Annotated in this window: 25 protein-coding genes and 8 tRNA genes; 20 read left to right on the plus strand and 13 right to left on the minus strand. The window is 66.7% G+C overall.

What is annotated here, in order from left to right; all coding sequences use genetic code 11:
* The first annotated feature begins 93 nt into the window (after window positions 1-93).
* The gene (locus tag EV650_RS20560; RefSeq protein WP_134120670.1) at window positions 94-582 is read left to right on the plus strand and encodes a carboxymuconolactone decarboxylase family protein; all 489 of its coding nucleotides are present in this window, start codon (window positions 94-96) and stop codon (window positions 580-582) included.
* Here the strand turns inward: EV650_RS20560 and EV650_RS20565 are convergent.
* Both EV650_RS20565 and EV650_RS20570 read right to left on the minus strand, forming a co-directional pair.
* Window positions 572-1,093, minus strand: a complete 522-nt coding sequence (locus tag EV650_RS20565; RefSeq protein ID WP_134120671.1) for a DinB family protein — start codon at window positions 1,091-1,093, stop codon at window positions 572-574. The two genes, EV650_RS20560 and EV650_RS20565, sit on opposite strands and share 11 nt — an antisense overlap.
* Before the next feature lie 70 nt (window positions 1,094-1,163).
* Window positions 1,164-1,574 (minus strand): VOC family protein, encoded by a 411-nt coding sequence (locus EV650_RS20570; protein ID WP_134120672.1) that lies wholly within the window; start codon window positions 1,572-1,574, stop codon window positions 1,164-1,166.
* A 119-nt stretch (window positions 1,575-1,693) separates the two neighbouring features.
* Here EV650_RS20570 and EV650_RS20575 point away from each other — a divergent pair, with 119 nt between their 5' ends.
* From EV650_RS20575 to EV650_RS20585, 3 genes are all read left to right on the plus strand, one after another.
* On the plus strand, window positions 1,694-2,068 hold the full coding sequence (locus EV650_RS20575; RefSeq protein WP_134120673.1) for a VOC family protein: 375 nt from the start codon (window positions 1,694-1,696) through the stop codon (window positions 2,066-2,068).
* 436 nt (window positions 2,069-2,504) lie between these two features.
* On the plus strand, window positions 2,505-3,311 hold the full coding sequence (locus tag EV650_RS20580; RefSeq protein ID WP_202874786.1) for an SGNH/GDSL hydrolase family protein: 807 nt from the start codon (window positions 2,505-2,507) through the stop codon (window positions 3,309-3,311).
* Between the two features lie 211 nt (window positions 3,312-3,522).
* Window positions 3,523-5,415 carry a heparinase II/III domain-containing protein gene (locus EV650_RS20585; protein WP_134120674.1) on the plus strand — a complete coding sequence of 631 codons (1,893 nt, stop codon included), beginning with the start codon at window positions 3,523-3,525 and terminating at the stop codon, window positions 5,413-5,415.
* Between the two features lie 139 nt (window positions 5,416-5,554).
* Here the strand turns inward: EV650_RS20585 and EV650_RS20590 are convergent, their stop codons facing one another.
* From EV650_RS20590 to EV650_RS20610, 5 genes are all read right to left on the minus strand, one after another.
* Entirely contained in the window at window positions 5,555-6,139 is a 585-nt protein-coding gene (locus EV650_RS20590; protein ID WP_134120675.1) for a mycothiol transferase, read from the minus strand.
* Window positions 6,140-6,184: 45 nt separating this feature from the next.
* Window positions 6,185-6,775, minus strand: coding sequence for a hypothetical protein (locus EV650_RS20595; protein WP_134120676.1), 591 nt, complete (start codon window positions 6,773-6,775; stop codon window positions 6,185-6,187).
* Window positions 6,772-7,146, minus strand: coding sequence for a GNAT family N-acetyltransferase (locus tag EV650_RS20600; protein ID WP_166678226.1), 375 nt, complete (start codon window positions 7,144-7,146; stop codon window positions 6,772-6,774). The genes EV650_RS20595 and EV650_RS20600 overlap by 4 nt, the downstream gene beginning before the upstream one ends.
* 205 nt (window positions 7,147-7,351) lie before the next feature.
* Window positions 7,352-7,786 carry a VOC family protein gene (locus EV650_RS20605; RefSeq protein WP_134120678.1) on the minus strand — a complete coding sequence of 145 codons (435 nt, stop codon included), beginning with the start codon at window positions 7,784-7,786 and terminating at the stop codon, window positions 7,352-7,354.
* 98 nt (window positions 7,787-7,884) lie between these two features.
* Window positions 7,885-8,475, minus strand: a complete 591-nt coding sequence (locus EV650_RS20610) for a TetR/AcrR family transcriptional regulator (RefSeq protein WP_134120679.1) — start codon at window positions 8,473-8,475, stop codon at window positions 7,885-7,887.
* Window positions 8,476-8,580: 105 nt separating this feature from the next.
* Here EV650_RS20610 and EV650_RS20615 point away from each other — a divergent pair, with 105 nt between their 5' ends.
* Together EV650_RS20615 and EV650_RS20620 are read left to right on the plus strand one after the other, a co-directional pair.
* Window positions 8,581-10,008, plus strand: a complete 1,428-nt coding sequence (locus EV650_RS20615) for an MFS transporter (RefSeq protein WP_202874787.1) — start codon at window positions 8,581-8,583, stop codon at window positions 10,006-10,008.
* Window positions 10,005-11,195 carry an aminotransferase-like domain-containing protein gene (locus tag EV650_RS20620; RefSeq protein WP_134120681.1) on the plus strand — a complete coding sequence of 397 codons (1,191 nt, stop codon included), beginning with the start codon at window positions 10,005-10,007 and terminating at the stop codon, window positions 11,193-11,195. Before EV650_RS20615 ends, EV650_RS20620 begins: the two co-directional genes overlap by 4 nt.
* Before the next feature lie 6 nt (window positions 11,196-11,201).
* Here EV650_RS20620 and EV650_RS20625 read toward each other — a convergent pair whose 3' ends face one another.
* From EV650_RS20625 to EV650_RS20635, 3 genes are all read right to left on the minus strand, one after another.
* On the minus strand, window positions 11,202-12,011 hold the full coding sequence (locus EV650_RS20625; RefSeq protein ID WP_134120682.1) for a maleylpyruvate isomerase N-terminal domain-containing protein: 810 nt from the start codon (window positions 12,009-12,011) through the stop codon (window positions 11,202-11,204).
* A gap of 58 nt (window positions 12,012-12,069) precedes the next feature.
* The gene (locus EV650_RS20630) at window positions 12,070-12,987 is read right to left on the minus strand and encodes an ankyrin repeat domain-containing protein (RefSeq protein WP_134120683.1); all 918 of its coding nucleotides are present in this window, start codon (window positions 12,985-12,987) and stop codon (window positions 12,070-12,072) included.
* Between the two features lie 94 nt (window positions 12,988-13,081).
* On the minus strand, window positions 13,082-13,501 hold the full coding sequence (locus EV650_RS20635) for a hypothetical protein (protein WP_202874788.1): 420 nt from the start codon (window positions 13,499-13,501) through the stop codon (window positions 13,082-13,084).
* A gap of 160 nt (window positions 13,502-13,661) precedes the next feature.
* On the opposite strand from EV650_RS20635, the gene EV650_RS20640 reads away from it, so the two are divergent.
* Window positions 13,662-14,003 (plus strand): TraR/DksA family transcriptional regulator, encoded by a 342-nt coding sequence (locus tag EV650_RS20640; RefSeq protein ID WP_134120684.1) that lies wholly within the window; start codon window positions 13,662-13,664, stop codon window positions 14,001-14,003.
* Window positions 14,004-14,102: 99 nt separating this feature from the next.
* Here EV650_RS20640 and EV650_RS20645 read toward each other — a convergent pair whose 3' ends face one another.
* Entirely contained in the window at window positions 14,103-14,624 is a 522-nt protein-coding gene (locus EV650_RS20645) for a hypothetical protein (RefSeq protein ID WP_134120685.1), read from the minus strand.
* Between the two features lie 327 nt (window positions 14,625-14,951).
* Window positions 14,952-15,185 (minus strand): carboxypeptidase regulatory-like domain-containing protein, encoded by a 234-nt coding sequence (locus EV650_RS20650; protein ID WP_134120686.1) that lies wholly within the window; start codon window positions 15,183-15,185, stop codon window positions 14,952-14,954.
* A gap of 276 nt (window positions 15,186-15,461) precedes the next feature.
* Here EV650_RS20650 and EV650_RS20655 point away from each other — a divergent pair, with 276 nt between their 5' ends.
* Window positions 15,462-15,827: a tyrosine-type recombinase/integrase gene (locus EV650_RS20655; RefSeq protein WP_134120687.1), complete on the plus strand. Its 366-nt coding sequence runs from the start codon at window positions 15,462-15,464 to the stop codon at window positions 15,825-15,827.
* Window positions 15,828-15,873: 46 nt separating this feature from the next.
* Window positions 15,874-16,128 (plus strand): tyrosine-type recombinase/integrase, encoded by a 255-nt coding sequence (locus tag EV650_RS41490; RefSeq protein WP_439648816.1) that lies wholly within the window; start codon window positions 15,874-15,876, stop codon window positions 16,126-16,128.
* 14 nt (window positions 16,129-16,142) lie between these two features.
* Here the strand turns inward: EV650_RS41490 and EV650_RS20665 are convergent.
* Window positions 16,143-16,218: transfer RNA gene (locus tag EV650_RS20665), tRNA-Thr, on the minus strand.
* A 644-nt stretch (window positions 16,219-16,862) separates the two neighbouring features.
* On the opposite strand from EV650_RS20665, the gene EV650_RS20670 reads away from it, so the two are divergent.
* From EV650_RS20670 to EV650_RS40415, 11 genes are all read left to right on the plus strand, one after another.
* Window positions 16,863-16,938 (plus strand) — tRNA-Pro (locus EV650_RS20670).
* Window positions 16,939-17,031: 93 nt separating this feature from the next.
* Window positions 17,032-17,105 (plus strand) — tRNA-Arg (locus EV650_RS20675).
* A 2-nt stretch (window positions 17,106-17,107) separates the two neighbouring features.
* A tRNA-His gene (locus EV650_RS40400) sits at window positions 17,108-17,181 on the plus strand.
* 104 nt (window positions 17,182-17,285) lie between these two features.
* Window positions 17,286-17,732, plus strand: coding sequence for an HNH endonuclease (locus tag EV650_RS20680; protein ID WP_134120688.1), 447 nt, complete (start codon window positions 17,286-17,288; stop codon window positions 17,730-17,732).
* A gap of 119 nt (window positions 17,733-17,851) precedes the next feature.
* A tRNA-Ser gene (locus tag EV650_RS40405) sits at window positions 17,852-17,944 on the plus strand.
* A 1-nt stretch (window position 17,945) separates the two neighbouring features.
* Complete coding sequence (locus tag EV650_RS20685) at window positions 17,946-19,169, plus strand: RtcB family protein (protein WP_238174347.1); 1,224 nt, start codon at window positions 17,946-17,948, stop codon at window positions 19,167-19,169.
* Between the two features lie 243 nt (window positions 19,170-19,412).
* Window positions 19,413-19,501 (plus strand) — tRNA-Ser (locus EV650_RS20690).
* Window positions 19,502-19,535: 34 nt separating this feature from the next.
* Window positions 19,536-19,619: transfer RNA gene (locus EV650_RS40410), tRNA-Tyr, on the plus strand.
* Window positions 19,620-19,723: 104 nt separating this feature from the next.
* Window positions 19,724-19,864 (plus strand): hypothetical protein, encoded by a 141-nt coding sequence (locus tag EV650_RS20695; RefSeq protein ID WP_238174348.1) that lies wholly within the window; start codon window positions 19,724-19,726, stop codon window positions 19,862-19,864.
* Between the two features lie 129 nt (window positions 19,865-19,993).
* Window positions 19,994-21,907: a heparinase II/III domain-containing protein gene (locus tag EV650_RS20700; protein WP_134120690.1), complete on the plus strand. Its 1,914-nt coding sequence runs from the start codon at window positions 19,994-19,996 to the stop codon at window positions 21,905-21,907.
* Between the two features lie 7 nt (window positions 21,908-21,914).
* Window positions 21,915-21,986 (plus strand) — tRNA-OTHER (locus EV650_RS40415).
* The last annotated feature ends 233 nt before the right edge of the window (window positions 21,987-22,219 follow it).

Raw genomic sequence — 22,219 nt, forward strand, 5'->3', positions numbered from 1 at the left:
GTATGGCGCTCGTCACGTTCTGGGACCGTCACGGCAGTGGCGCCGGCGGCATCTCGTGGTCATCCAGTAGATCTCACGAAGAGGACGAAGACGATGGAACCCCGTATCGACATGATGCAGAGCGAGTTCGGCGCCAAGGTCGCAAAGCGGCTCTTCGCGGTACACGGCCTGCTGCAGCAGACGTCGCTGCCGCACGCGACGCAGGACCTGGTGATGCTTCGGGCCAGCCAGATCAACGGCTGTGGCCACTGCATCGACATCCACTCGAAAGAGGCCGCAGCCGCGGGCGAGACCACTACTCGCATCAACCTGGTCGCCGGGTGGAGGCACTCGACGGTGTTCACCGAGGAGGAGCAGGCCGCCCTGGCGCTGACCGAGGAGGCCACCCGCCTGGCGGACGCGTCCGAGGGCGTCTCCGACGAGACCTGGTCCCGAGCGGCGAAGTACTACGACGAGGACCAGCTCATCGCGCTGGTGACACTGATCGCGATGATCAACGCGACCAACCGGATGGCCGTCACCCTCAACCAGCTCGGCGGCTCTTACCAGCCCGGTCTGATGGCGGCCGTCGTCAACCAGTAACGCCAGTAGCCGGCAGGTCCCAGATCCGCTCGGACTCCCAGGCGTACTCCCAGGCCTGGATGTCCGGCGGTTCGATGCCGAGGCCGGTGAGGATGGCGCAGACCTGTTCGCGGTGGTGGTTGGCGTGGTTGATCGCCTGAGCGATGAAGATGCCGACCCGGGTGCCGCGAGTGTTGTTGTCGACGATGATGACGCGTTCGACGTCGATCGGCTGGGTGAGGAACACCTCCCAGAGCGCGCCGGCTTCGCTGTTCCAGTGTCCGAGGGACTCCAGGTCGGCCGCCGGCTCGGCGTCCACGAAGTCGAGCGGACGGTCGATGATCCGGCGGAGGTAGCTGCCGTCGCACCGGACGATGTGATCGAGGGTCGCGAGAATGCCGCCGAACGTCCCGACGCCGGTGATCTCCAGCTGCTCGGCCGTGAGGTTCTGGGCACGGCAGAACTCGATCAGGCTTCCGGTCGCCCAGTTGTTGTGCCGGATGGGGTCGTACAGCAGGTCGTTGAGTCCCATGGAGCCAAGCTAGCCGCGCCGACCCCGCCCGAGGTACTGGATTTGACCCCGGGCGAGGCGACGGTGCGGGTCAGCCGGCCGCGACGTTGACCATCCAGTTGATGCCGAACTTGTCGGCCACCATGCCGAACTCGTCGCCCCACATCTGCTTCTCGAGCGGCATCGTCACCTTGCCGCCGTCGGCGGACAGTTTCTCGTAGTACCCGCGGAGCTCGTCTCCGTCGCCGCTCAGGCTGATCGAGATGTTCTCACCCGGGTTGTACGGCATGCCCTGCGGCGTGTCGGACGCCATCAGGGTGAACCCGCTCGGCGTCTCGAGCTGGGCGTGCATCAGCAGGTCGTCGTCCTCCGGGCCGTGGCCCGCGCCGAACTCCTTGAAGGTGTTCGTGGACAGCTCACCGCCGAAGACCCCCTGGTAGAACTCCATCGCCGCGCGCGCGTCCCCGTTGTACTGAATGTACGGATTGAGCCGGGATGCCATCGAATCGTTCCTTCCCCCAACTGGCCGGACCCTCTGGTACGGCGCTATGTCCGCACAGTAAACCTGCCCACCGACAGTCCGCGAGGCCCTGCAACCGGCCATCCGGTTAAGGTCTCCGCATGATCCTGCGACACATCACCATCGATGCCGGAAACCCCTATGAACTCGCGCAGTTCTGGAGCAAAGTGACCGGCTGGCCGGTGGCCGACGGCGACGCGCCAGGTGACGACGAAGTACTGATCGAGGCGCCGGCGCCGGTTCCCGCGCTGCTGTTCATCGCGATCCCCGAAGGCAAGACCGTGAAGAACCGGGTGCACCTCGACTGGGGCCCGACCGAGCGCACCCGCAACGAAGAGGTCGAGCGGATCCTGTCCCTCGGCGGCACCATCTACGAGGACCACCGGGTCCCCGACGGCCGCGGCTGGGTGACGATGAAGGACATCGAAGGCAACGAGTTCTGTGTAGAACGCAGCGACGCCGAACGCGCCGGCTGAATCTCAGCGGCCTACCCGATGTGGTCGAGCGACCACGTGCCGTAGCTCGCGAACGAGCGTCGTACTGCACGTGTCTGATTCCGGCATGGCCGAAAATCTATCCGTGGCTTGAGTCTTCGGGGATGCTGGAGAAATGAAGCGGTGGTGGCGGAAGAGGAAGCGGGCTGCCGAGGACGGGGAACCGCGGCGGCGAGGGGTGTACCGGGACGAGGTCAAGGACCTTCGGGCCCGGCTGACGTCTGAGGGGTACACGCTCAAGCACTGAACGCCGGATGACAACCAATCGGTCCAGGTTGGCATCTAATGCGTGGGGGTTGGGGGATGCATGCAGCGGATTCGGGGGTCACCGCGTCATGTAGGTGTAAGGAAAAGGCGATTCCGGCTGGGGGGCGTCCAGATGCTGCAACATGTCCAGAAACCACCTGGGCGAGAACCGGTGTCGGCGGTACGGGCGTTCTTCGGATCCCTTGCCGCGATCATCGTGACGCTGGTTGTACTGGCGCTGCTCGGCGGACTGCTCGTCGCACTCGAGCCGCGGACGACCGACGCCGACACCACGGCCGACGGCACCGGCTCGTACGCCGTACCCACGGTCGGGCCGGGGCTCTACGGATCGGGCACGCTCGGCCCCTGGCAGAACCTGATCCGCCGGATCTCCAGCGAGGACCAGATCCGCGACGTACTGGCGTTCGACGGGATCTTCCTGTTCGGGGACAGCATCGCCGTACAGGACAGCTCGGGACTGGAGCGACTGCTGGCGGACCGTACTGGTGACTCGATCGCGTTTCACGACTGGTCCGGTCAGCCGACGTCCGCAGCGGTCGACGCACTCGCGGAGTGGTCGCGTGACTACGGTCTGCCCCGGCGGATCGTGATGGCGGTCGGTACGAACGACATCTTCGACCCGCCCGCGTTCGCGGCGCAGGTCGAGCGGGCGATGAAGATCGCCGGCCCGAACCGGACGGTGTACTGGGTGAACGTGTACGCCGGCCGCACCAAGCAGCCGGCCGCCGTACGGGACGCGGACCTTGCCAACAGCGCCTGGATCAACCAGCAGCTCGACGAGGCCGCGCTGAACCACCCGAACCTGCGGATCATCGGATGGTCCGACTTCCTCGCCTCCCGACCGAGCGGACCGGCGCCGTACCTGCGCGACGGCGTCCACACCACCAACCCCCTCGGCGGCAACGCCCGCAACCAGCTGATCGTCGACGCCCTCCAGGACAGCGCCGCCAAGCGCTAGCTCAACGATCCTTGCCTCAAGCCCCGAATCCGACGCAACTTTTCTGACCCCTCCGGACATCTATAAGGCAGGGGAACAAATCAGACCTCGGGGGGACCGAGTCTGAAGCAGCGACACAAACCACCAGACCACATGTCCCGGGGATCGCCCTGCCCGAATTCAGGTCTAGGCCAGAATAAGCACGTCCTGGGGCGTGCGGTGAGGACGAACGATGCCCGCGAGACATCTGCGAACGACCAGTACGACGCTGCGACTCACGATCGCGCTACTCTTGAGCGCCGCCGTACTCGCCGCCGTCCTGGTGGTCCCGTGGGGCGGCTCCAAGCCGGAGGCCGCGCCGGACCCGACCGTGAGCCACACAGCCGAACCACCGACCGCCCCGCCGACGCCGGCGAAGCAGAACACCTACACCTGCACGCCGTACAGCGGTATCGACCAAGCGAACCCGGTCGCCAACCTCTACCGCGACACCTACACCTGGGGTACGACGCCGCCGACCAAGATCGGCGACGGCAAGGGCAACATCAACTGGCGGCTGAACCCGGACAACAACCCGAGCTGGTACATGTGGCTGCACTCACTTCGTTGGCTAGGGCAAGGAATCACCGCCGGAGCCAAGGGTGACAAGCGAGCGCTGCAACGGGTCAGCGCGATCGCGCACGACTGGGTCAACGACAACCCGTACTCGTGGAAGTCCGACATCGGTGCGTACGAGTCGACCATGCACCGCGCCAACGTGCTGATCTGCCTGCGGCAAGCGGTCCTGTCCGGGCTGCACGTCGCCCGACTGCCGCTGACGTACGCCTGGCTGGACAAGGCTTTGCTGGATCACGCATGGTTCCTGCAGAAGAACTGGAGCGGCGACTGGAACCACGGCACCGACGAAAGCCTCGCGCTGTTCGGGATCGGATGCACGTTGAAGCGGAACGATCTGAAGCAGGTCGCGGTCGGCCGGTTGACGGGTGCGATCAGGACCTCGATCGACACCCAGGGTTCGACGAACGAGCAGTCGACGGCGTACGCGCAGTTCAACTACCTGCTCTGGGGGCGGGCGATCGACGCGCTGCAGAAGTGCGGTGTCGATCCGGGTACGACGATCAACGCGCGGCGCCGGGAGCTGGCGAAATGGCTCGCGCTCGCGACCAACTCGCTCGGGAACCTGCCGCAGCTCGGCGACTCCGAGGTCGTCCGTACGACGCCGGTCACCGGGACGGTCCTCGAGTACGCCGGGACGCTCGGGAAGAGCGGGATCCGGCCGACGCAGCGGATCGGGATCTTCGACGCCGGGTACATCTTCGGGCGGACCGGGTGGGGCGAGACGCGGCCGTTCACCCAGGAGTCGACGTACAGCATCCGGTTCGGGCCGACGCAGAAGCTGCACGGGCACAACGACCACACGTCGGTCACGTACACCTCTCACGGGCGCGACATCCTGATCGACGGCGGGCATGCCGGGTACAAGATGGACGACTGGCGGTTCTGGGCGAAGAGCCAGTTCGCGCACAACGAGCTGACGGTGAAGTCGGCGACCGGGCATCCGGATACTGCGCTGACACGGTCGTCGCTCCAGGCAACGTCGGAGTACTACGAGCTTCGCGATGCTCCTGGCGCCGGCGTCGACAGGACCAGGGACGTGCTGGTGCTGAAGGACCCGGATCTGATGGTCGTGCTGGACCGCGGCACGTCGGCGGCCGACCAGGACTACTCGACGCTGTGGCACCTGCCGTCGGACCAGAAGGTGGTTGTCGGCGGCAACGATCGCGCGGTGGCCGCCCGGCCGGGTGATCGGGTGAAGACGACGCTGTTGCAGATCCCGTTCCAGCAGCAGACGACGCCGATCGAGGTGACGAGCGGTTCGCAGGATCCGATTCAGGGGTGGCACTACCTGACCATCGACAAACGGCTGCCGGCGCCGGTGGTGAAGTTCAACCGCTCCGGGCGTACGGCGAACATCCTGTCCGTGATCGTGCCGACCCGGACCAACGCGGCCGTCTCGTACACGACCTCCTGGCAGGGCTCCCGCATGCTGGTGAACCTGAAGGTCGACGGCGTCACAACCGTCGTCGGCGTCTCGCCGGACGGAACCCTGCAACGGATCAAGTAATGCCGGACCCGCACGCCATCACAATTGCCGCAGTCGACCCACGCTGAGCGTGCGCCGACTCGGTCGGCGCCAGTTGTGATGGCCTGGCAGTCCGCCTCTAGTGCCCGCCGGTCACGTCGCGCACCTCTGGGCCCGCCGGTCAGGTCGCCTTCGCGCCGACGGGCTTCCAGTCGCTCGGCGGGTCCTCGCCGACTCGGCCGTCGACGGACTCGCGGATGAGATCGGCGTGGCCGGTGTGGCGCCCGTACTCCTCGATCAGATCGCAGACCAGGCGTCGAAGGCTCGCGTGCTGCCCGTTCGGCCAGCTGATGTCCGCCGGCTGGTCGAGCCCGCCGTCATCGATCGCCTTGGCGAGAGTCTCCCTGGAACGCGCAACCGCGCCGTCCCACAGGGCATACAGCTCGTCCGGCGTGTTCTCGACCGCGGAGTTGAACTCCCAGTCGTTGTCGTCCCGCCAGCCGTTCTCGACCCACGGCCCGCCCATCGGCAGTCCACGGAACTTTACGTCGAACATGTAGTCCTCGTTCGCCGCGAGATGCTTCATCAACCCGCCGAGCGTGATCGACGACGCCCCGATCCGCGCGTTCAGCCCGTCCGCGTCCAACCCGTCCACCTTGAACCGGAACGTCGTACGCAACCGATCCAACGCCCCGACCAGGTGCTCCGCATCACTCCCCGCAAGCGGCGGCTCCCACCACGGCGAAACCCACTCATTCTCACTCATGCCAGCACCGTAACCCCCATTCCGGACACTCCCCTTCCGGAACCATCACCCCCCAGGAAACCAGCCAGTGCGCTCGTAGACATTCCGATCCCCAAGCCAGTGACGAAACTCGTCGTACGACCGCACGCCACCATCGAGCACCGCCTGATACAGCCAATACCCAGGCGCCCGCTCCCCTAACGAAGCCGCCTCCTCCTTGACCGCGAGAATCGCGTCCCGGCTCGCCGGCGTCAGCACCTCCCGCAGCGCCGCCGTCAGCGGCCCGCCACCTAGCACATCAGACCCGAACACCCACATGTCCACGGTCCAGGTGACCTCATCGGAGAGCTCGTACTCGAGCTTCCAGTACTGCCCCTGCTCGTGCCGATCGCGCGCGTCGAGGTACGTGATCCGCCGTACCTTCGGCAGCTCCGCCAGCGGCCCCATTACCGCGAACCCATCCGCGACTCGCGGCTCGTCGGAGCGGATCTCCAGATCGATATCCGGCTCGACCACCAGCCCGATCCCGACCGAACCGACGACCGTCACGTCGCCGTACCTGCTCCAACGCCCGATCAGATCCAGCTCACTGATCAGCTCCTGCGCAACCTGCAGTCGGGCCTCGGCCCGGGCCGCGCGCTCGTCCGAGCCGTTCATAGATTGCGACGTACGACGACGTTGTGTTTGGCGGTGGTGCGTTCTTCGGCGTACGTCGTGAAGCCGGCGTCGAGGAACGTGCTCAGCACACCGCGCCCCGGATCGCCGGGCATCGTCTTGACCGGGTAGGCCTCGACCACCCGCGCACCCGAACTCCGCGCGTACTCAACCGCCGCCTCGACCATCGGCAACGTGAGCCCACACCCGCGATACCCGCTCTTCACGAACAGGCAGTTGATCGCCCAGACCAACTCATTCTCAGGCTCGTCGATCGGCAACACCCGCGAATGCACGATCGCGTAGTACTCCGTCCGCGGCGCAACCGCACACCAAACAGCCGGCCGCTCATCGACGTACCCAATCAACCCCACCGGCATCCCTGCGCGCACGAACCCTTCCAACGCAGCCCGATTCTCCGCACCCCCATTCGCAGCGACCACCCGCGAAGGCAACCGCCGAGCCATGCACCAACACCCCCGAGTCCCCCCACTAGGCCCAAACAACTCAACCAGGTCCCCCCACCGCCCCTGATCCACAACCCGAGCCACGAGCCCAGTCACCGCTCTGAACCTTCGCTCAGTCGAGGCAGAATTCGTTGCCTTCGATGTCTTGCATGTTTTGGCAGGACTCGTTTTCCTCGTCGGCGAGGAGTAGTTGTCCGCGTACGGCGCCGAGTGGGATCAGGCGGGCGCATTCGGCCTCGAGTGCGGCCAGGCGTTCTTCGCCGACGAGGCCGGTGCCGACCCGTACGTCGAGGTGTACCCGATTCTTGACGACCTTGCCTTCGGGAACGCGCTGGAAGAACAGTCGCGGGCCGACGCCGGTGGGATCAACGCACGCGAACGCCGATCCCTGCGCCTCCGGCGGAAGCGAGCGGTTGAAGTCGTCCCAGGTGGCGAAGCCCTCGGGTGGCGGCGGTACGACGTACCCCAGCACCTCGCACCAGAACCGAGCAACCCGCTCAGGATCCGCACAATCAAACGTGACCTGGAACTGCTTCACCGACGCCATCGCACCACCATAAAGGCCCCGGTTCTACACGCCGATGCTGGTAGGCGCGCACCGACGTACCCGCGTTGTTACTGACCATCGCGACTTGTCGATCAGCTTCACGGCAGGCGCTCATGAAGACTTCTGAGCAGGCGGTCGACCAGGGCCTCGACGTACTCCGGGGTTAGGGGGTCTACGCCGAGTAGGACGCGGACGTACATCGGGGCCAGGATGTGGTCCAGGACGCCGAGGGCGTCGGGGGCGGGCTCGCCGCGTTCGAGGGAGCGGTCGAGCATGGACTGTAGTTGGCGGGTGCGTTCGACGAGGAGGTCGTCGCCTGCCTGCTGGCCCTGGTTGCCGTGGCTGGACAGGGCGACTGCCAGTCGTAGCAATGCCAGACCGTCGGGGCCGGTGATCTCGCGGGCTACCTGGGCCGCGTACGTGCGCAGGTCGCCGGCCAGGCTCCCGGTGTCGGGCATCGGCGACTGCGCGTTGAGGCGGGTGAGCGCCACGTCCGTGAGCAGAGTCGCCAGGTTCCCCCAGCGGCGGTAGATGCTGCTGTCGGCCACGCCCGCGCGGACTGCGACGTCGCCGACGGTGAAGTTCCCGTAGCCGCGCTCGTTGATCAGGTCGGTGACGGCCTGGTGCACGTCCGCGGCGACGCGGGCACTGCGCCCGCCGGGCCGCCGGGCTCGCTGTGGCTCGTTCATCCTCCCACCTTAACGCAGGCACGACTTGCGTTTGCGAGGCGACCCTCTCTACACTCTCCTAACGCAGCCCCGAGCTGCTTTAGAGCGTCGATGAGAGGAATCCCTATGGCCACATCGCCGGCACCGAATCGCGCCGTACTGCTCACGGTGACCTGCCTCGGCCAATTCATGGTCCTGCTCGACAACACGATTGTTGGAGCGGCGCTGCCTGACATGCAGCACCGGCTGCACACTCAGCTGACCGGTCTGCAGTGGATCGTCGACGCGTACGTACTACTGGTCGCCATGCTCCTGCTGTCCGGCGGCGTCTTCGCGGACCGGTTCGGCCGCAAGCGGGTGTACCTGACCGGCGTGGCAGTGTTCACCGCCGCATCGGTCATGTGCAGCCTCGCGCCCTCGATCGGCTGGCTGGTCACCGGCCGAGTGCTGCAGGGCATCGGGGCCGCGGCGCTAAGCCCCGCCTCGCTGGCTCTGCTCGCCGCCGCCTATCCCGTGCCGCAAGAACGAATCAAGGCGATCGGACTGTGGGCCGGATTCAGCGGAATCGGTCTGGCCGCAGGCCCCGTGGCCGGCGGCGTACTAACAGAGGCCTTCGGCTGGCCCGCCATCTTCCTGGTCAATCTGCCCGTCGGCGTGGTTCTCCTGCTGGTCGGTCTGCGCAGCCTGGAAGAGGCCCGCAATCCGAACGCCCCCGCGATCGACGTCCCGGGTACGGCGCTATCCGTTCTGGGCGTGGGAACCCTGACCTATGGGCTGATCGAGGGCGGTGCCCGCGGCTGGACATCGCCGGTGATTCTGGGCAGCTTCACCGCCGCGGTGATCCTGGTCGCCGCCTTCGTGGCCGTCGAAGCACGTCGTACCGCTCCGATGCTGCCGCTTCGACTGTTCCGGGAGCGGCTGTTCACCGTGTCCAACACCGCAATGGTCGTGGTGGGGTTCGCGCTGATGGGTTCGTCGTTCTTCTTCTCCCAGTTCTTCGTGTACGTCCAAGGCAGCTCGATCCTGCGCGCCGGTCTGCAGACCCTGCCGGCAACCCTCGCCATGGTGATCGTCAGCCCGTTCGCTGGCCGGCTCGCCGCCCGGTACGGCTTCCGAATCGTGGTGACGATCGGCCTGGCCCTGGCCGGCCTGGGACTGCTGGCGCTCGGCATGGTGTACGCCGACACCGGCTACGGGAACGTGTGGTGGCGACTGGGAGTCGTCGGCATCGGGTTCGCCCTGACCATGTCCCCACTGACGGGAGCCGCCATCCAGGCAGTCAACCCGCAGGAAGGCGGCCTCGCATCAGGCATCAGCAGCACCACCCGGCAGATCGGCGCGGTGCTCGGCGTCGCCGTACTCGGCGCCATCGTCCGCACCCGGCAATCCGGCGGTGCCTCCTTCGAGGCCGGCCTCAACAGCGCCTTCCTCGCTGCCGGCGGCGTCACTTTGGCCACCGCCGTCTTCACCGGGCTGTGGCTCGCGAGATCCAAGGAACCGCATCGTGAAAACTCCCTGGCGGAGGAAGAGGGGCTTCGTAGGGTGGGTAGATGACGATCCGAGCCGCCGCGGTCCCCGCTCTCGCAGCCCGCACAGCCGAGGTGGGTGGGTCCCCCGTCCGGGAGATTCTGGCGCTGACCGCACGGCCAGAGGTCATCTCGTTCGCGGGCGGCCTGCCTGCGCCCGAGCTCTTCGACGCGGCGGGCATTCGCGCGGCGTACGACGCAGTACTGCGTGAATCGCCTCGGCAGGTGTTGCAGTACTCGACCACCGAGGGCGACCCCTCGCTGCGCGCTGCCGTGGCTGCCCGGCTCAGTACGCGCGGCCTGCCGACTGACCCCGAGGACCTGCTGATCACCGGGGGCTCGCAGCAGGGTTTGTCGCTGCTGGCCTCGGCTCTGCTGGAGCCTGGCGACACGGTTCTGGTCGAGGACCCGACCTATCTCGCAGCACTGCAGTGCTTTGGGTTAGCGGGCGCGCGGATCGTCCCGGTCCCCTCCGACGCGGACGGCGTACTGCCGGATGCGTTGGACGCGCTCGTCGCGACGGAGCAGCCCAAACTGCTCTATCTGGTGCCCAACTTCCAGAACCCGACCGGCCGCACGCTGCCGCTCGCACGCCGGCGCGCAGTCGCACAGGTCGCGGCGCGGCGCGGGCTATGGATTGTGGAGGACGATCCGTACGGCGAACTGCGGTTCAGCGGCGAACCGGTGCAGTGGGTCGCGGGCTGTGCCGGGGCAGAGGACCGCACGGTGCTGCTGAGCAGCTTCTCCAAGGTGATGGCCCCGGGGCTGAGACTCGGCTGGTTGCGCGGCCCGGCCGCGCTGCGGCGTGCCTGCGAGATCGCCAAGCAGGCCGCGGATCTGCACACATCGACGGTCGACCAGGCTGCCGCGGCGCGGTACCTCGCCGACTCGGACCTGGACGCGCACCTCGCCACCGTCCGCAACGCCTACCGCGAGCGCCGCGACGCCCTGCTCGCCGGACTGGCGGACGCGTTGCCCGCCGGCAGCTGCTGGAACCGCCCGGACGGCGGCATGTTCGTCTGGGCTCACCTGCCCTCCGGCCACGACGCCACCGCCCTGCTCCAGCAAGCGATCGCCCACAACGTGGCCTATGTCCCGGGTGCTCCGTTCTTCGCCGGCCAGCCGGATCCGACGACGCTGCGCCTGTCATTCGCCACCCACACCCCCGTCGAGATCGCCGACGGCCTCACCCGGCTGGCCAAGGCGCTCCGCTAACACCGGTCAATCGGTGACGTGGGCCGTGTTGTCCAGCCAGTGCTGGGCGAGGTCGGTGTCGCCGTCGATGCTGATGCCGGTGTCTTCGCGATCGGTGAGCGGGAGCCGCCGGGTCATGGTCAGCAGCAGCGATCCGGCCGGGCCGGTCATCGTCACATCCGCCTCGTGTACTCCGGGCTGCCAGGTTGCCCCGTCTGGTCGCCGTACGACGTGCCAAGCGCCCGCGTCGGTGTCTGTGTCGGTGGCCAGCCATTGCAGGGTCTGGCCGGTACCACGGATGGCGTGGGCGGACTCGGATCGCCGCATCTCCCAGGTGGGTGAGGTGAGCATGTTGAGGTGGTTGCTGATGAGCTCGGCTGCGATGTCGGCGTCGATGTCGGCTGCGTTGGCTGAGTTGACCGCGTTGGCTGCGTCGAAGCCGTGGACGACCGACTCGTTGAGCATGCTGGTCATCCAGAACTGCGCGCCGGACCGCTCGTCGCCCGCGGCGTTGAACACCGGCGCCTCGAGCGCCTCGTCGGAGCACGCGTCCGCGACCCGCTGTGCGGATTCCGACAGCCACGCCTGCCATTTGCTGGGATCGGTTGGGAGTACGGCCAACTCGGTGGGGAGTTGGGTGGGGTCGACGATGCGCCGCTCGATGATCTCCGCGACCCAGTGCTGGGTCTGCCCGACGTGCTCGACCAGGTCGGTCACGGTCCACTTCGGGGTGGTCGGCACGGGCGCGTCAGGTCCGGCCGTGGCGGCTGAATCCGCCAGCCGCCCGGTGTACTCGACGATCGCCTGCCGGGCACGTTCCGCGATCAGCTCGCTCAAGGCTGTTTCCTCTCAGAGTCGGTACCTTCCGTCTGCCTCAGACTCTGCCGGAAGACGTTTACGGTTTCTTTCCGGTAGCGCCGCCATCCCCCGTCTTCATCGCTGACTTGAGGTAGGCGATGACGTCGTCGTACGTGGACTTGCTCGCGCCCTCCGCACGGGAGGCTTTGACGGCCCAGTCCAGCGGAGTCTCGCCGGAAGTGTCGGACCGCGCCGTCAGATCGGCGCCGCTCTCCACCAGCTTGCGGACCTGTTCGAGGTCTCCGCGCCAGGCAGAAATGTGCAGAGACGTAGCCGGCCACGGGGGAAGCTCCAGGGCCTGTTCGAACGCCTCGCGAGTGTGGACGGGTTCGCCGTGGGAGATGATCACCCGCTCGAACGGAAGATCCAGCATCGCCCGCAGGTCAGGCAGGGCACGCTCCTCGTGGGTGGGTGACATCCACACCCGCAACGATCCAGCTCGCTCCGTCATGCTGTCGCCGAACACCAGAGTCTTGTGGTCGGGAAGGTAGAGCGGCGTCTCGTACCACCCGCGCGGATCCCGGAAGGGCACCAGGTCTCCCGGCAACTCCTGACCAGGCTCGATCGTCTGTACGTCGGTCTCGAGCGGCCCGCCCTTCTCGATCATCTCCGGATCGAACGCGTTCGGGCCGAAGGCGCGGCACCCATAGCGGCGTACCAGCGCATCGACACTCCAGGTCGTCCGGTCGTCCCAGGTCTCGCGCAGATGATCGCCGATCAGGACCGCGACCGCAGTGGGCGGTCGGTCGGCGAAGCGATCCCACACCTGGCTCGCCTGCGCCGGCGGGAGCAGCGGGTCGAGCACCCACCTCTCGGCGCCGGCGTCCACGCAGACACTCGTCACCACTTCCGGCCAGTCGTGCCCCTCACTCCAGTTGGGATGCTCAACCCGCCAGACCCAAAGCCCCGGCGCAAGGTCGATAACCTCCACACTCGGCGAGCCTTCCGGCCCCATCACACCACTCCTCGAATCGGCCGACGTGATCACAACTCGGGCACCAGGCGGCTCTCCGGAGATCTCTCAGCGGCCTTGCGTCACCAGATTCAGGCTAGCCGCGCGGGCGTTCAGGCTCGCTGATAACCACGTCGCCCTGTCGGTCAAGGGTGAACTGAAACGTTGGGCGCCAGCGCGGCATCTTGCGCTGAATGCTCCGAAGCAGGCCGATGCTGTCAGAGTCCGTGATCCCTGACGTAGTCGACCAGTCCAACCCGGAACCGACTACATCGCTGACGAACACGACCTCGGTCTCCAGCAGGACGCGTCGCCAGTCCTCATGCGACAACGGCTCTCCGGCCTGCAGCGCCTCCCGAAGACGGGCCACGGCTTCATGGAAGTGGTCCCGGCCCTCGAAACCCATCCCGATCGCGAGCTGGTCGGTGCATCGAGCGGGACCTCCCCACTCACCTAGCCCTTTCAGAAGGAACATTCGCTCCTCGGTGGTCAGGCTCACTTGCACAGCGTCGGGCATGACAGCAGTGTCCCATCCGCGTCGTCAGCGCGGCGGGGTCTCGACCCGCCGGATCACCAGCCCGCCCACCGCTTGATCGAGTGCCACGCCGATGGCTGTCTGCAGTGAAGCCGACTGGAGTGCGTTGGCGTGAGACGGATCCGCGAGACAGACTCTGTGGATGGACGATCCGCGTGCTCAACTCGACCGTGAGCGGCAAAAGACGATCGACCGCCTGGCGAGTCTGACCGAGGACTTCGACAAGGTCGTGGCTGCGTCGCGCGACAGCAACGCCGACGACGAGCACGATCCCGAGGGCTCAACGATTGCGTTCGAGCGGTCCCAGCTCGGCGCGTTGGCCGAGCAGGCCCGGAAGGCCCTGGCGGAGATCGATGCCGCGCTGGCACGCGTCGCGGCTGGAACCTACACAACGTGCGAGCGCTGCGGCCGCCCGATCTCGGCAGAGCGGCTTCAGGCGCGTCCGATGGTCCGCACCTGCATCGACTGTGCATCTGGCGGGTGACAACCGGTCCCTTGGCGCATCTCCTTCCGCCTCGCAACCTTCAGGCGGTGCTGGCCCCCGCACTCGCGGGGTTCGTGGAGCCGCTTGTCGGAATCCGACCTATCGCCCAGCTCCGGCGGCTTGGAGCCTCTTCGGCCAAGGGAAAACCAGCGGATCGGAGTTCGCCTGCCATCGGTGGCTCAGTTCGCGCAGTGTTTCGGTGGCGCGGTCGAGGTCTGCGTCCGGGTAAGGACAAGGATCTGGTTGGGTGACGCCCCACATTTCGCGGATCCGGGCGTACGGCGTCACCCGATCCTTCTCGACTGCTTCGTGAATGACGCTCGTGATCGCCTCGCTGATGCCGATGCTGTTCGGCGCCTTCAGGACGCGGGCGCTGCGAACCTTGGCGTCGTGGCGCTTCTTGCCCGCTGTCTGTTGCATGCTCTCGAACACCACACCTGCTGCGATGCAGCCGAAGATGCCGTCGGGCATTCCCAGTTCGCGTTCGGTCACGGCGTGCGCGAGGTCGTGGGGCACACGGTGCTTGCGCGAATAGGAGGAGAGAGTGAACTCCGCGCCGTCCGCTCGCCGGATCACCGTGACACACTCACCGCGCGGGTCATGGAGGAAGGTGAGATGCATGCCTCCAGCGTGACCCTGCGCAGGCCCCCGTGCCACCGGTTTTCAGCCGGGCGTCGACCCCGTCTCCCGGGAACGACGAACCCCCAGCCTCAGAGAGTGGTCTCTGAACTGGGGGTGGCCGCATGCGCACGCCGCGCCGCGCACCGAAGGCGCGCCTTGATCCATAAGAGCCAAATTCAGCAAGAGCCCGTGCGGACAGACTGTGATTCGTCAACGGATGTACGACAGGTTAGAAGTCTGCCGCGCCCACGGGACGAACCGAGGCAAGTAGCCGATGAGCGGATGTCGGGCAAGGCGCGCCAGGCCGCGCGCTGAGGCTGGTGTCACTCACGCGACCTGGCACTCGATCGACAGAGCCGTGGCAGTCTCGGCGTGGGCTACGACGTGCTTGGCGCCGCAGGCGTTCGAGAAGACTTCGTATGAGCCGGGTGGCACGACTAGCGTCGCTTCGCCTCGAGTGTCGGTGGTGGCCGTCCAAGTAGCTCCACTGGCCGCCGTCGCGGTCACGTTGACGCCGACCGCCGGTGCGCCGTTCAGAGCCATCCCGCCGGCTGGCGTCACCGGACCTCCGAAGAGAGCGACGTGCGCTGTGATGCTAGCTGTGCTGCTATGTGTGCTGTGTGCTTGGCAACCGCTGGCCAGTGCCAGCGTGATCACGACACACCCCAGCCTCAGTCCAACCCGTCGAACCGCATCCCCTGTAGTGCGCGACATGTCTCTCCCCCTTCCAGGCCCCTTCTATTAGACGCACAGGCGCGCGCCTTCGTTGCCCGCTGTGCCGCGACCCGTGCATTCGGCTGTCGCAGATCACCTGGCGGACGAGCGTCGCGCCTTCCGATGGAGGAAGCCCGTGCGGACAAACCGCGTCAGGCGACGGAGGCTCAGCTCTACGAACTCGCCGCCGCCTGCCAGGGCCGCTACGCGGAGCTAGTGCTCGTCCTCGGATTGGCTGGTCTCCGATGGGGTGAGATGGCAGGCCTGCAAGCTGGCGACCGAGTGTGGGTGCCAGGCAGAGGTCTCCGGCTCCAACGGGCCATGCTGGCGAGTGGTGGATTCGGCGAGCTGTTCGTTGACACCTTGAAGAACAAGCGCGCCCGCACGGTGCCCCTGGTCGACGAGCTGATCCCTATGGTTGACCGGTGGGCAGGCGAGAAGGTGAACGGGGCCTGGCTGTTCCACGCCCCATGGTGGACCGCTCAGTGAAGGCAACTGGAAGCGGTCTGTTCGCTGGTCGGCCGCGATCAAGGCAATCGGAGTCCCGACCCTGCGGGTCCACGACCTGCGCCACACTGCCTCGTCGGTCTGGCTGGGATCGGAAGCTGACCCGAAGGTCGTTCAGAGGATCTTGGGGCACGCCTCGGCGGCCATGACGATGGACCTCTACGGGCACCTGATCGACCAGAACCTCAGGGATGCCGCCCGGAAGATCGGGGGCACCACGGGGGCACGGCGGGCGCTTGGGGCTGGAACGACAGAACCCCCGGGCGAGGAAACTGCCCTCTGACCTGGGGGTTCGCGTGGAGCCGCCTATCGGAATCGAACCGATGACCTTCTCATTACGAGTGAGACGCTCTGCCGACTGAGCTAAGGCGGCGGGTGCCGGGGAAGAGTGTAGCGGGCCGGAGGGGGTGATTCCGAATCGGATCTGGGGAGTGGGGTACGGCGGGGTGCGGTGTGTGGCCCGGATCACCGAGGGGACGGGGAGCGGGGAACCTGTGAGTGGCGGCGTACGTCGGACGGGCGAGGAAATAGCTCGCGGAACAATTGTTCCAGGAAATGCGTTGACTTGATCTGTGGGGATGGGTGACACTAATTCCCGCAAGGACCAAGACCCTGAGGAGACATCGTGTACGGCGCGCAGAACCCGAGAAAAGCCTGGCGGCCCGGCCGCATGGCTTTGTCGGCATGCCTGCGATCCGTGTGCGACAGCGCCATCTATCACCACCAGCTCCGCATCGAGCCGAGCCTGTGTGCAGGCGGTCCGCCTGGGTGATCTCCGCGTGGAGAGACCTCCAGGAGCCGTCTGAGCCGGGTACCGGCAGCAGGCGGCTCTTTTCTTTTGCCCGGTTACGGGCCACGTCGGTGCGCAATGGTTGCGGACCGGATTCCAAACCCGCGTCACGAGGGTTCGACTCCTTCCACCGATGCTATTTCCGGTATTCACGAATACCGGCACGAACAATGACAACTGGACATTCATCGCAATTTCCCCGGGGCCACGACAGGCCCCGGGGAGGACCAGCTGTAGGCCAGCGGCCAGGCCACCTCATTTGGGTTGAGGAGATCGGAGGTTCGAGTCCTCCCAGCTGGACCAGGCGCCCGCAGGATGCTCTGCTACCGGCCGAGCGGGCGCCGCAAACGTGCCCTGCGACGGAAATCCGCACCACATCCGGCGCAGGGCACTCGAACGCCCGTGGTTCAACTGGAGAGAGCACCTGCCTACGAAGCAGGAGAGTGCAGGTTCGAGTCCTGCCGGGCGTGCTGTGTTCGAGGCAGAAGCGGTCGATGCACCGGGACGTGACCCCGGAGGAAGCGGGTTCGAGTCCCGCCGGACACCCCGACGTACGGCGTGCTCACGCAAAGCAACGTCGTACCCGCCGACACCGAGATCGCCGACCTGCCAGCCGCTGGTCGGGCACACTGGATGGGAGGAGGAACCAGATGAGCGGTGTGATCGTCCTGAACGCCTCATACGAACAGCTTCATGTCGTATCGATCCCGCACGCCATCCGGATGCTCGTCCGGGAGGTCGCCGTCGTCGAGGAAGCGCACGACGGCGCCAGCATCGGTCCGTTCCCGCTCCCCCGCGTACTGCGTCTGGTCCGGTACGTCGTGATGAAGTGGCGGTACGCGTCCGGGCGACTGCAGTACACCCGGGCCGGCGTACTGAAACGTGACAAGTACACCTGCGCGTACTGCGGTAAGCCGGGCGCAAGCACGATGGACCACGTGATTCCACGATCACGTGGTGGTCGGGGCGAGTGGCTGAACGCCGTCGCCGCGCACTCCGGGTGCAACGAGAAGAAGGGCTCGCGAACACCGGAAGAGGCCGGCATGCCACTGCTGTGGCAGCCGTGGATCCCTTCCCGTGCCGAGTTGGCGCTCTAACGCGACACCCACCCGGTGTCGCGGCGGAGCGCGATGCCAGGTGGGCGACGGCGACCCACCCTCGGTTCTGACCCGAGGCCCCGCAGGTTCGACCCCTGCCCTGGCAGCTGTACCAACCTGGTGAGATAAGCCGAGTGTCAGGCCTAGCGGCAGCCGTCTCGAAAACGGCAGGTCCTTCAACGGGCGTCTGGGTTCGAGTCCCAGTCTCACCGCATGCACACGATCAAGGAGGGTGAGGAGATGAACGTGGGGCTTCCGGTTGAGTTGAGTGGGGCTAAGAGCTCCACGCTCATGTGGGCTCAGGAGTACGACGTGGATGCGAAGGCGCTGCAGCAGCTGCGGAACATTGCGGCGCTGCCGTGGGTCCACGGGGTCCGGGTGATGCCGGATGTGCACCTCGGCAAGGGCGCGACCGTCGGGTCCGTGATCGCGATGTACCAGGCCGTGTCGCCGGCCGCGGTCGGGGTCGACATCGGGTGCGGGATGGAAGGTGTCCTGACCTCGCTGACGGCCGCGGACCTCCCGGACGACCTGTCGGGAATCCGCTCGCGGATCGAGGCCGCCGTACCGGTCGGCTTCCGGGCGCACGAGAACGCCGTTGGGGTACGTCGGCTTGGACTCGACCCGCGGCCGTGGGATCGACTCTGGGGCGCGTTCACGAGTCTGCACGACGGCGTACAGGACCGCGAGCGCAAGGCCAAGCAGCAGATGGGATCGCTGGGCGGAGGCAACCACTTCATCGAGGTCTGCCTCGACGACGAGGACCGCGTCTGGCTGATGCTGCACTCCGGGAGCCGCAACATCGGCAAGGAACTCGCGGAGCGGCACATGCGGATCGCCCGGGACCTGCCGCACAACGCGGATCTCCCGGATCGCGATCTGGCGGTGTTCCTTTCGGGTACGCCGGAGATGGACTCGTACCGTCGGGACCTCACGTGGGCCCAGGAGTACGCGGCCCGGAACCGCGCGGTCATGCTCGCGCTGGTGATGCAGGCTGTGCGCGAGTCGTTCCCGGTCGAGGTGCGGTTCGAGCAGCCGATCTCGTGCCATCACAACTACGTGGCCGAGGAGCACTTCGACGGGCTCGACCTGCTCGTCACCCGCAAGGGCGCGATCCGGGCGGGGCTTGGAGATCTCGGGCTGATCCCGGGGTCGATGGGCACCGGTTCGTACGTCGTCCGCGGTCTCGGTTCGGAGCGCTCGTTCTACTCGGCCTCACACGGGGCGGGCCGGCGGATGAGCCGCAACGAGGCGAAGCGCCGGTTCACGGTCGAGGACCTGGTCGCCCAGACGACGGGTGTCGAGTCTCGTAAGGACGCGGGCGTCATCGACGAGATCCCGGCGGCGTACAAGGACATCGACTCCGTCATCGCCGCCCAGTCCGACCTGGTCGAGGTCGTCGCCCACCTGAAGCAGGTCATCTGCGTCAAGGGCTGAATCGGAGCGGGTGCGTGGTACGCCCGCCCGCCGTGCGCCCTCTTCCTTTGAACTAAGCGTACAAGTTCGAGGGAGGTCGGCGACGAAGTTATCCACAGCCGCCCGTCGTCGTCAGGGGAGGCGGCGGGCGGTGGGTGTACCGACGAACGGGTAGTGGTGGGTCGACGAGTCGGTTGCCAGGCGTGGCGGGGTGACTCGTTGGCTGGGATCGGGGACTACTACCCGTTCTTAGGTACGCAACAAGGTGAGGTCCGCCTGTTGGTAAGGGCTGCGGTTTGCTAAACCGTTGGTCGGTTTTGGCCGGCTCGCGAGTTCGAATCTCGCTCTCACCGCTGGGCGGCCGGGACGGACCGGTCGCCCAGCCAGGCAGGAGCGCCGTCGTGGGAGAGGCGGGACGGGCTGTAAACCCGTTGCCTTCGGGCTGAGCAGGTTCGAATCCTGCCTCCTGTACGAACCGGGGCTATGGGCCCCGGGCAACAAGAATGAGAGGAGGACCGGCCATGGCCGACCTCAGGAACAGAAAGCGAGTGCCCGGCGGTAGGACCGGTGCTCCAGTGAAGCAGGGTCATGCGCTGCGCCGGGTACGGCTTGCCTGCGGGCATGTGCAGCGGGACCGGATCGCCCACGCCGGCGATCACGTCTGGTGTGAAGCCGACTGCTCCGACTGGATCCGCGTTCTCTCCGTCGAAGAGTAGTCACTCGATCACGCCCCCCAGCAAAAAGAAGCCCACCGCAACTTTCTCCGCCAATTGACCATCGTGGCGGGTGTACAGGTTGTCACCGCCGGCTGGGGGGCCGCGGGCGAGTTGGGGTGGGGAAATCGCATGATCAGATGGTTGTTGGTGTTCGGGCTTGTCGTCGGGGGGCTGGCGAGTACCGGCGGAGTCGCGGTGGCCAAGACCGGTCCGGGGATCGCGATCGCCGCGGATCTGCCGGAGCCGGAGGCAGCACAGTTCACGCCGGGGGCAACAAACGTGATCCCGGCGACCGGGGTTTCGGCGAAGAGCGCCCAGGCGACAGCCACGGCAACAGGTGGCACCTACACGTGCCCCGGTTTCAGCACTGTCGACGACGCGACGCCGCTGTCGTCCGTGTTGCAGGACACCTACTCCTGGGGTGGGTTCAAGCCGTACAAGGTTGGCGACGGCAACGGAAACATCAACTGGAAGCTCAACCCGTACGGCAATCCCAGTTGGTACATGTGGTTCCACTCACTTCGTTGGTTGGGCCAAGGAATCACCGCGGCCAGCCAAGGTGACACGGCGGCCATCGCTCACGTCACGACGATCGTCCACGACTGGGTCCGCGACAATCCGTACTCCTGGAAGGCAGATGTCGGCGCCTGGGAGTCGACCATGCACCGCACCAACGTCATCATTTGCACCCGGCAAGCAGTTCTCGCCGGCCTCAACGTGACCACGCTCCCGGCGCAGTACAGCTGGCTCGACACGGCTCTGCTCGATCACGCCAAGTTCCTGGTCAATAACTGGAGCGGCGCCTGGAACCACGGCACCGACGAGAGCATCGCGCTGTTCGGCGTCGGCTGCACGCTGAACCGCACGGACTACACGACCCTCGCGCAGCAGCGTCTGAACGCGGGCATCACGACGTCGATCGACGCGCAGGGGTCGACCAACGAGCAGTCGACCGCCTACGCGCAGTTCAACTATTCCCTCTGGGGCCGAGCCGTCGACGTACTGCGAGCCTGCGGCGCCGACCCCGGTACGACGATTCCCGCACGCCGCGCCCTGCTGGCGAACTGGCTCGCGCTGGCAACGAACTCACTAGGCAACCTGCATCAGATCGGCGACTCCGAGGTCGTGCGTACGGCGCCAGTCGCCGGCACCCCACTCGAGTACGCCGGAACGCAAGGCGCGACCGGGATCGCGCCGACTGACCGGGTCGGCATGTTCTCCGCGGGCTATGTCTTCGGCCGATCCGGATGGGGCACGTTCGCGAACCAGGCGTCGTACAGCATCAGGTACGGGCCGGCGCGGCAGTTGCACGGCCACAGCGACCACACGTCGCTCACGTACACCGCTCGCGGCCGGGACATCCTGATCGACGGCGGGCACGCCGGCTATCAGAACGACGTCTGGCGGGCCTGGGCGAAGAGCCCATTCGCCAGTAGCGCGATGACAACTCCGCTGTCGGCCGACACTTTGCCGGCGACCAAGCTGACCCGGTCCCAGCTCAAACCGAACGCGGACTTCTTCGAGTTCTCCGACGTACCCGGGACCGGCATCAGCCGTGTCCGTGCCGTCCTCGTGCTCAACAACCCGGACCTGGTCGTCACCCTCGATCGTGCCTCGTCCAAGACCGCGCAGCAGTTCCAGACGTTGTGGCATCTGCCCGCGGACCAGAAGGCGACGGTGTACTCGCGGACCACTGCCCTCGCGGCGAAGCCGGGTGAGGACACCCGGACGATCCTGTTCCAGGTGCCGTACCGGCAGGCGCTGCCACCCGGCGCGATCCTGCTCAAGCAGGCACAGACGAAGCCGATCCAGGGCTGGACCTACCCGAACATCAACACCCGGCTGCCGGCGCCGACCCTGATGTTCGCGAGGTCCGGAACCACGGCCTCGATCCTGTCGTTCGTCGCTCCGGTCAAGGCCTCTGGCGCCGTCACGTACACGACCCGCTGGTCCGGTACGACGTACGTCGTCGACCTCAGCGTTGCGGGCGTAAAAACGTCGATCGGCATCTCCGCAGGCGGCTCACTCGTCCGCCTGAGCTGATCGAATCCCCCCTGGTGACGGAATCACACCCGGCCCTCCGAAGGCTCGGATCCTGGTTCGACTCCAGGCAGGGGGACCAGCAACGGATCGAAGTGGACGGTCAGTGAGACCGTCGCTTCGGCCCGGGCGGACAGAACGCGGACGCGGACGTCGGCGGCCTCGATCGGCGCAGGCAGCGCGATCAGCCGGCGATGTCCGATGGTGGTGCCGTGCGCGATCTCGGTCCATGAACCGTCGGCCAGCGCGTCGACTGCGAACGCCGAGACCTGTTGTCCCGACTCGATGTCCTCACGAAGATCGAGAAGGTTGATC

The sequence above is a fragment of the Kribbella kalugense genome, assembly GCF_004365875.1.
Lineage (GTDB): Bacteria > Actinomycetota > Actinomycetes > Propionibacteriales > Kribbellaceae > Kribbella > Kribbella kalugense.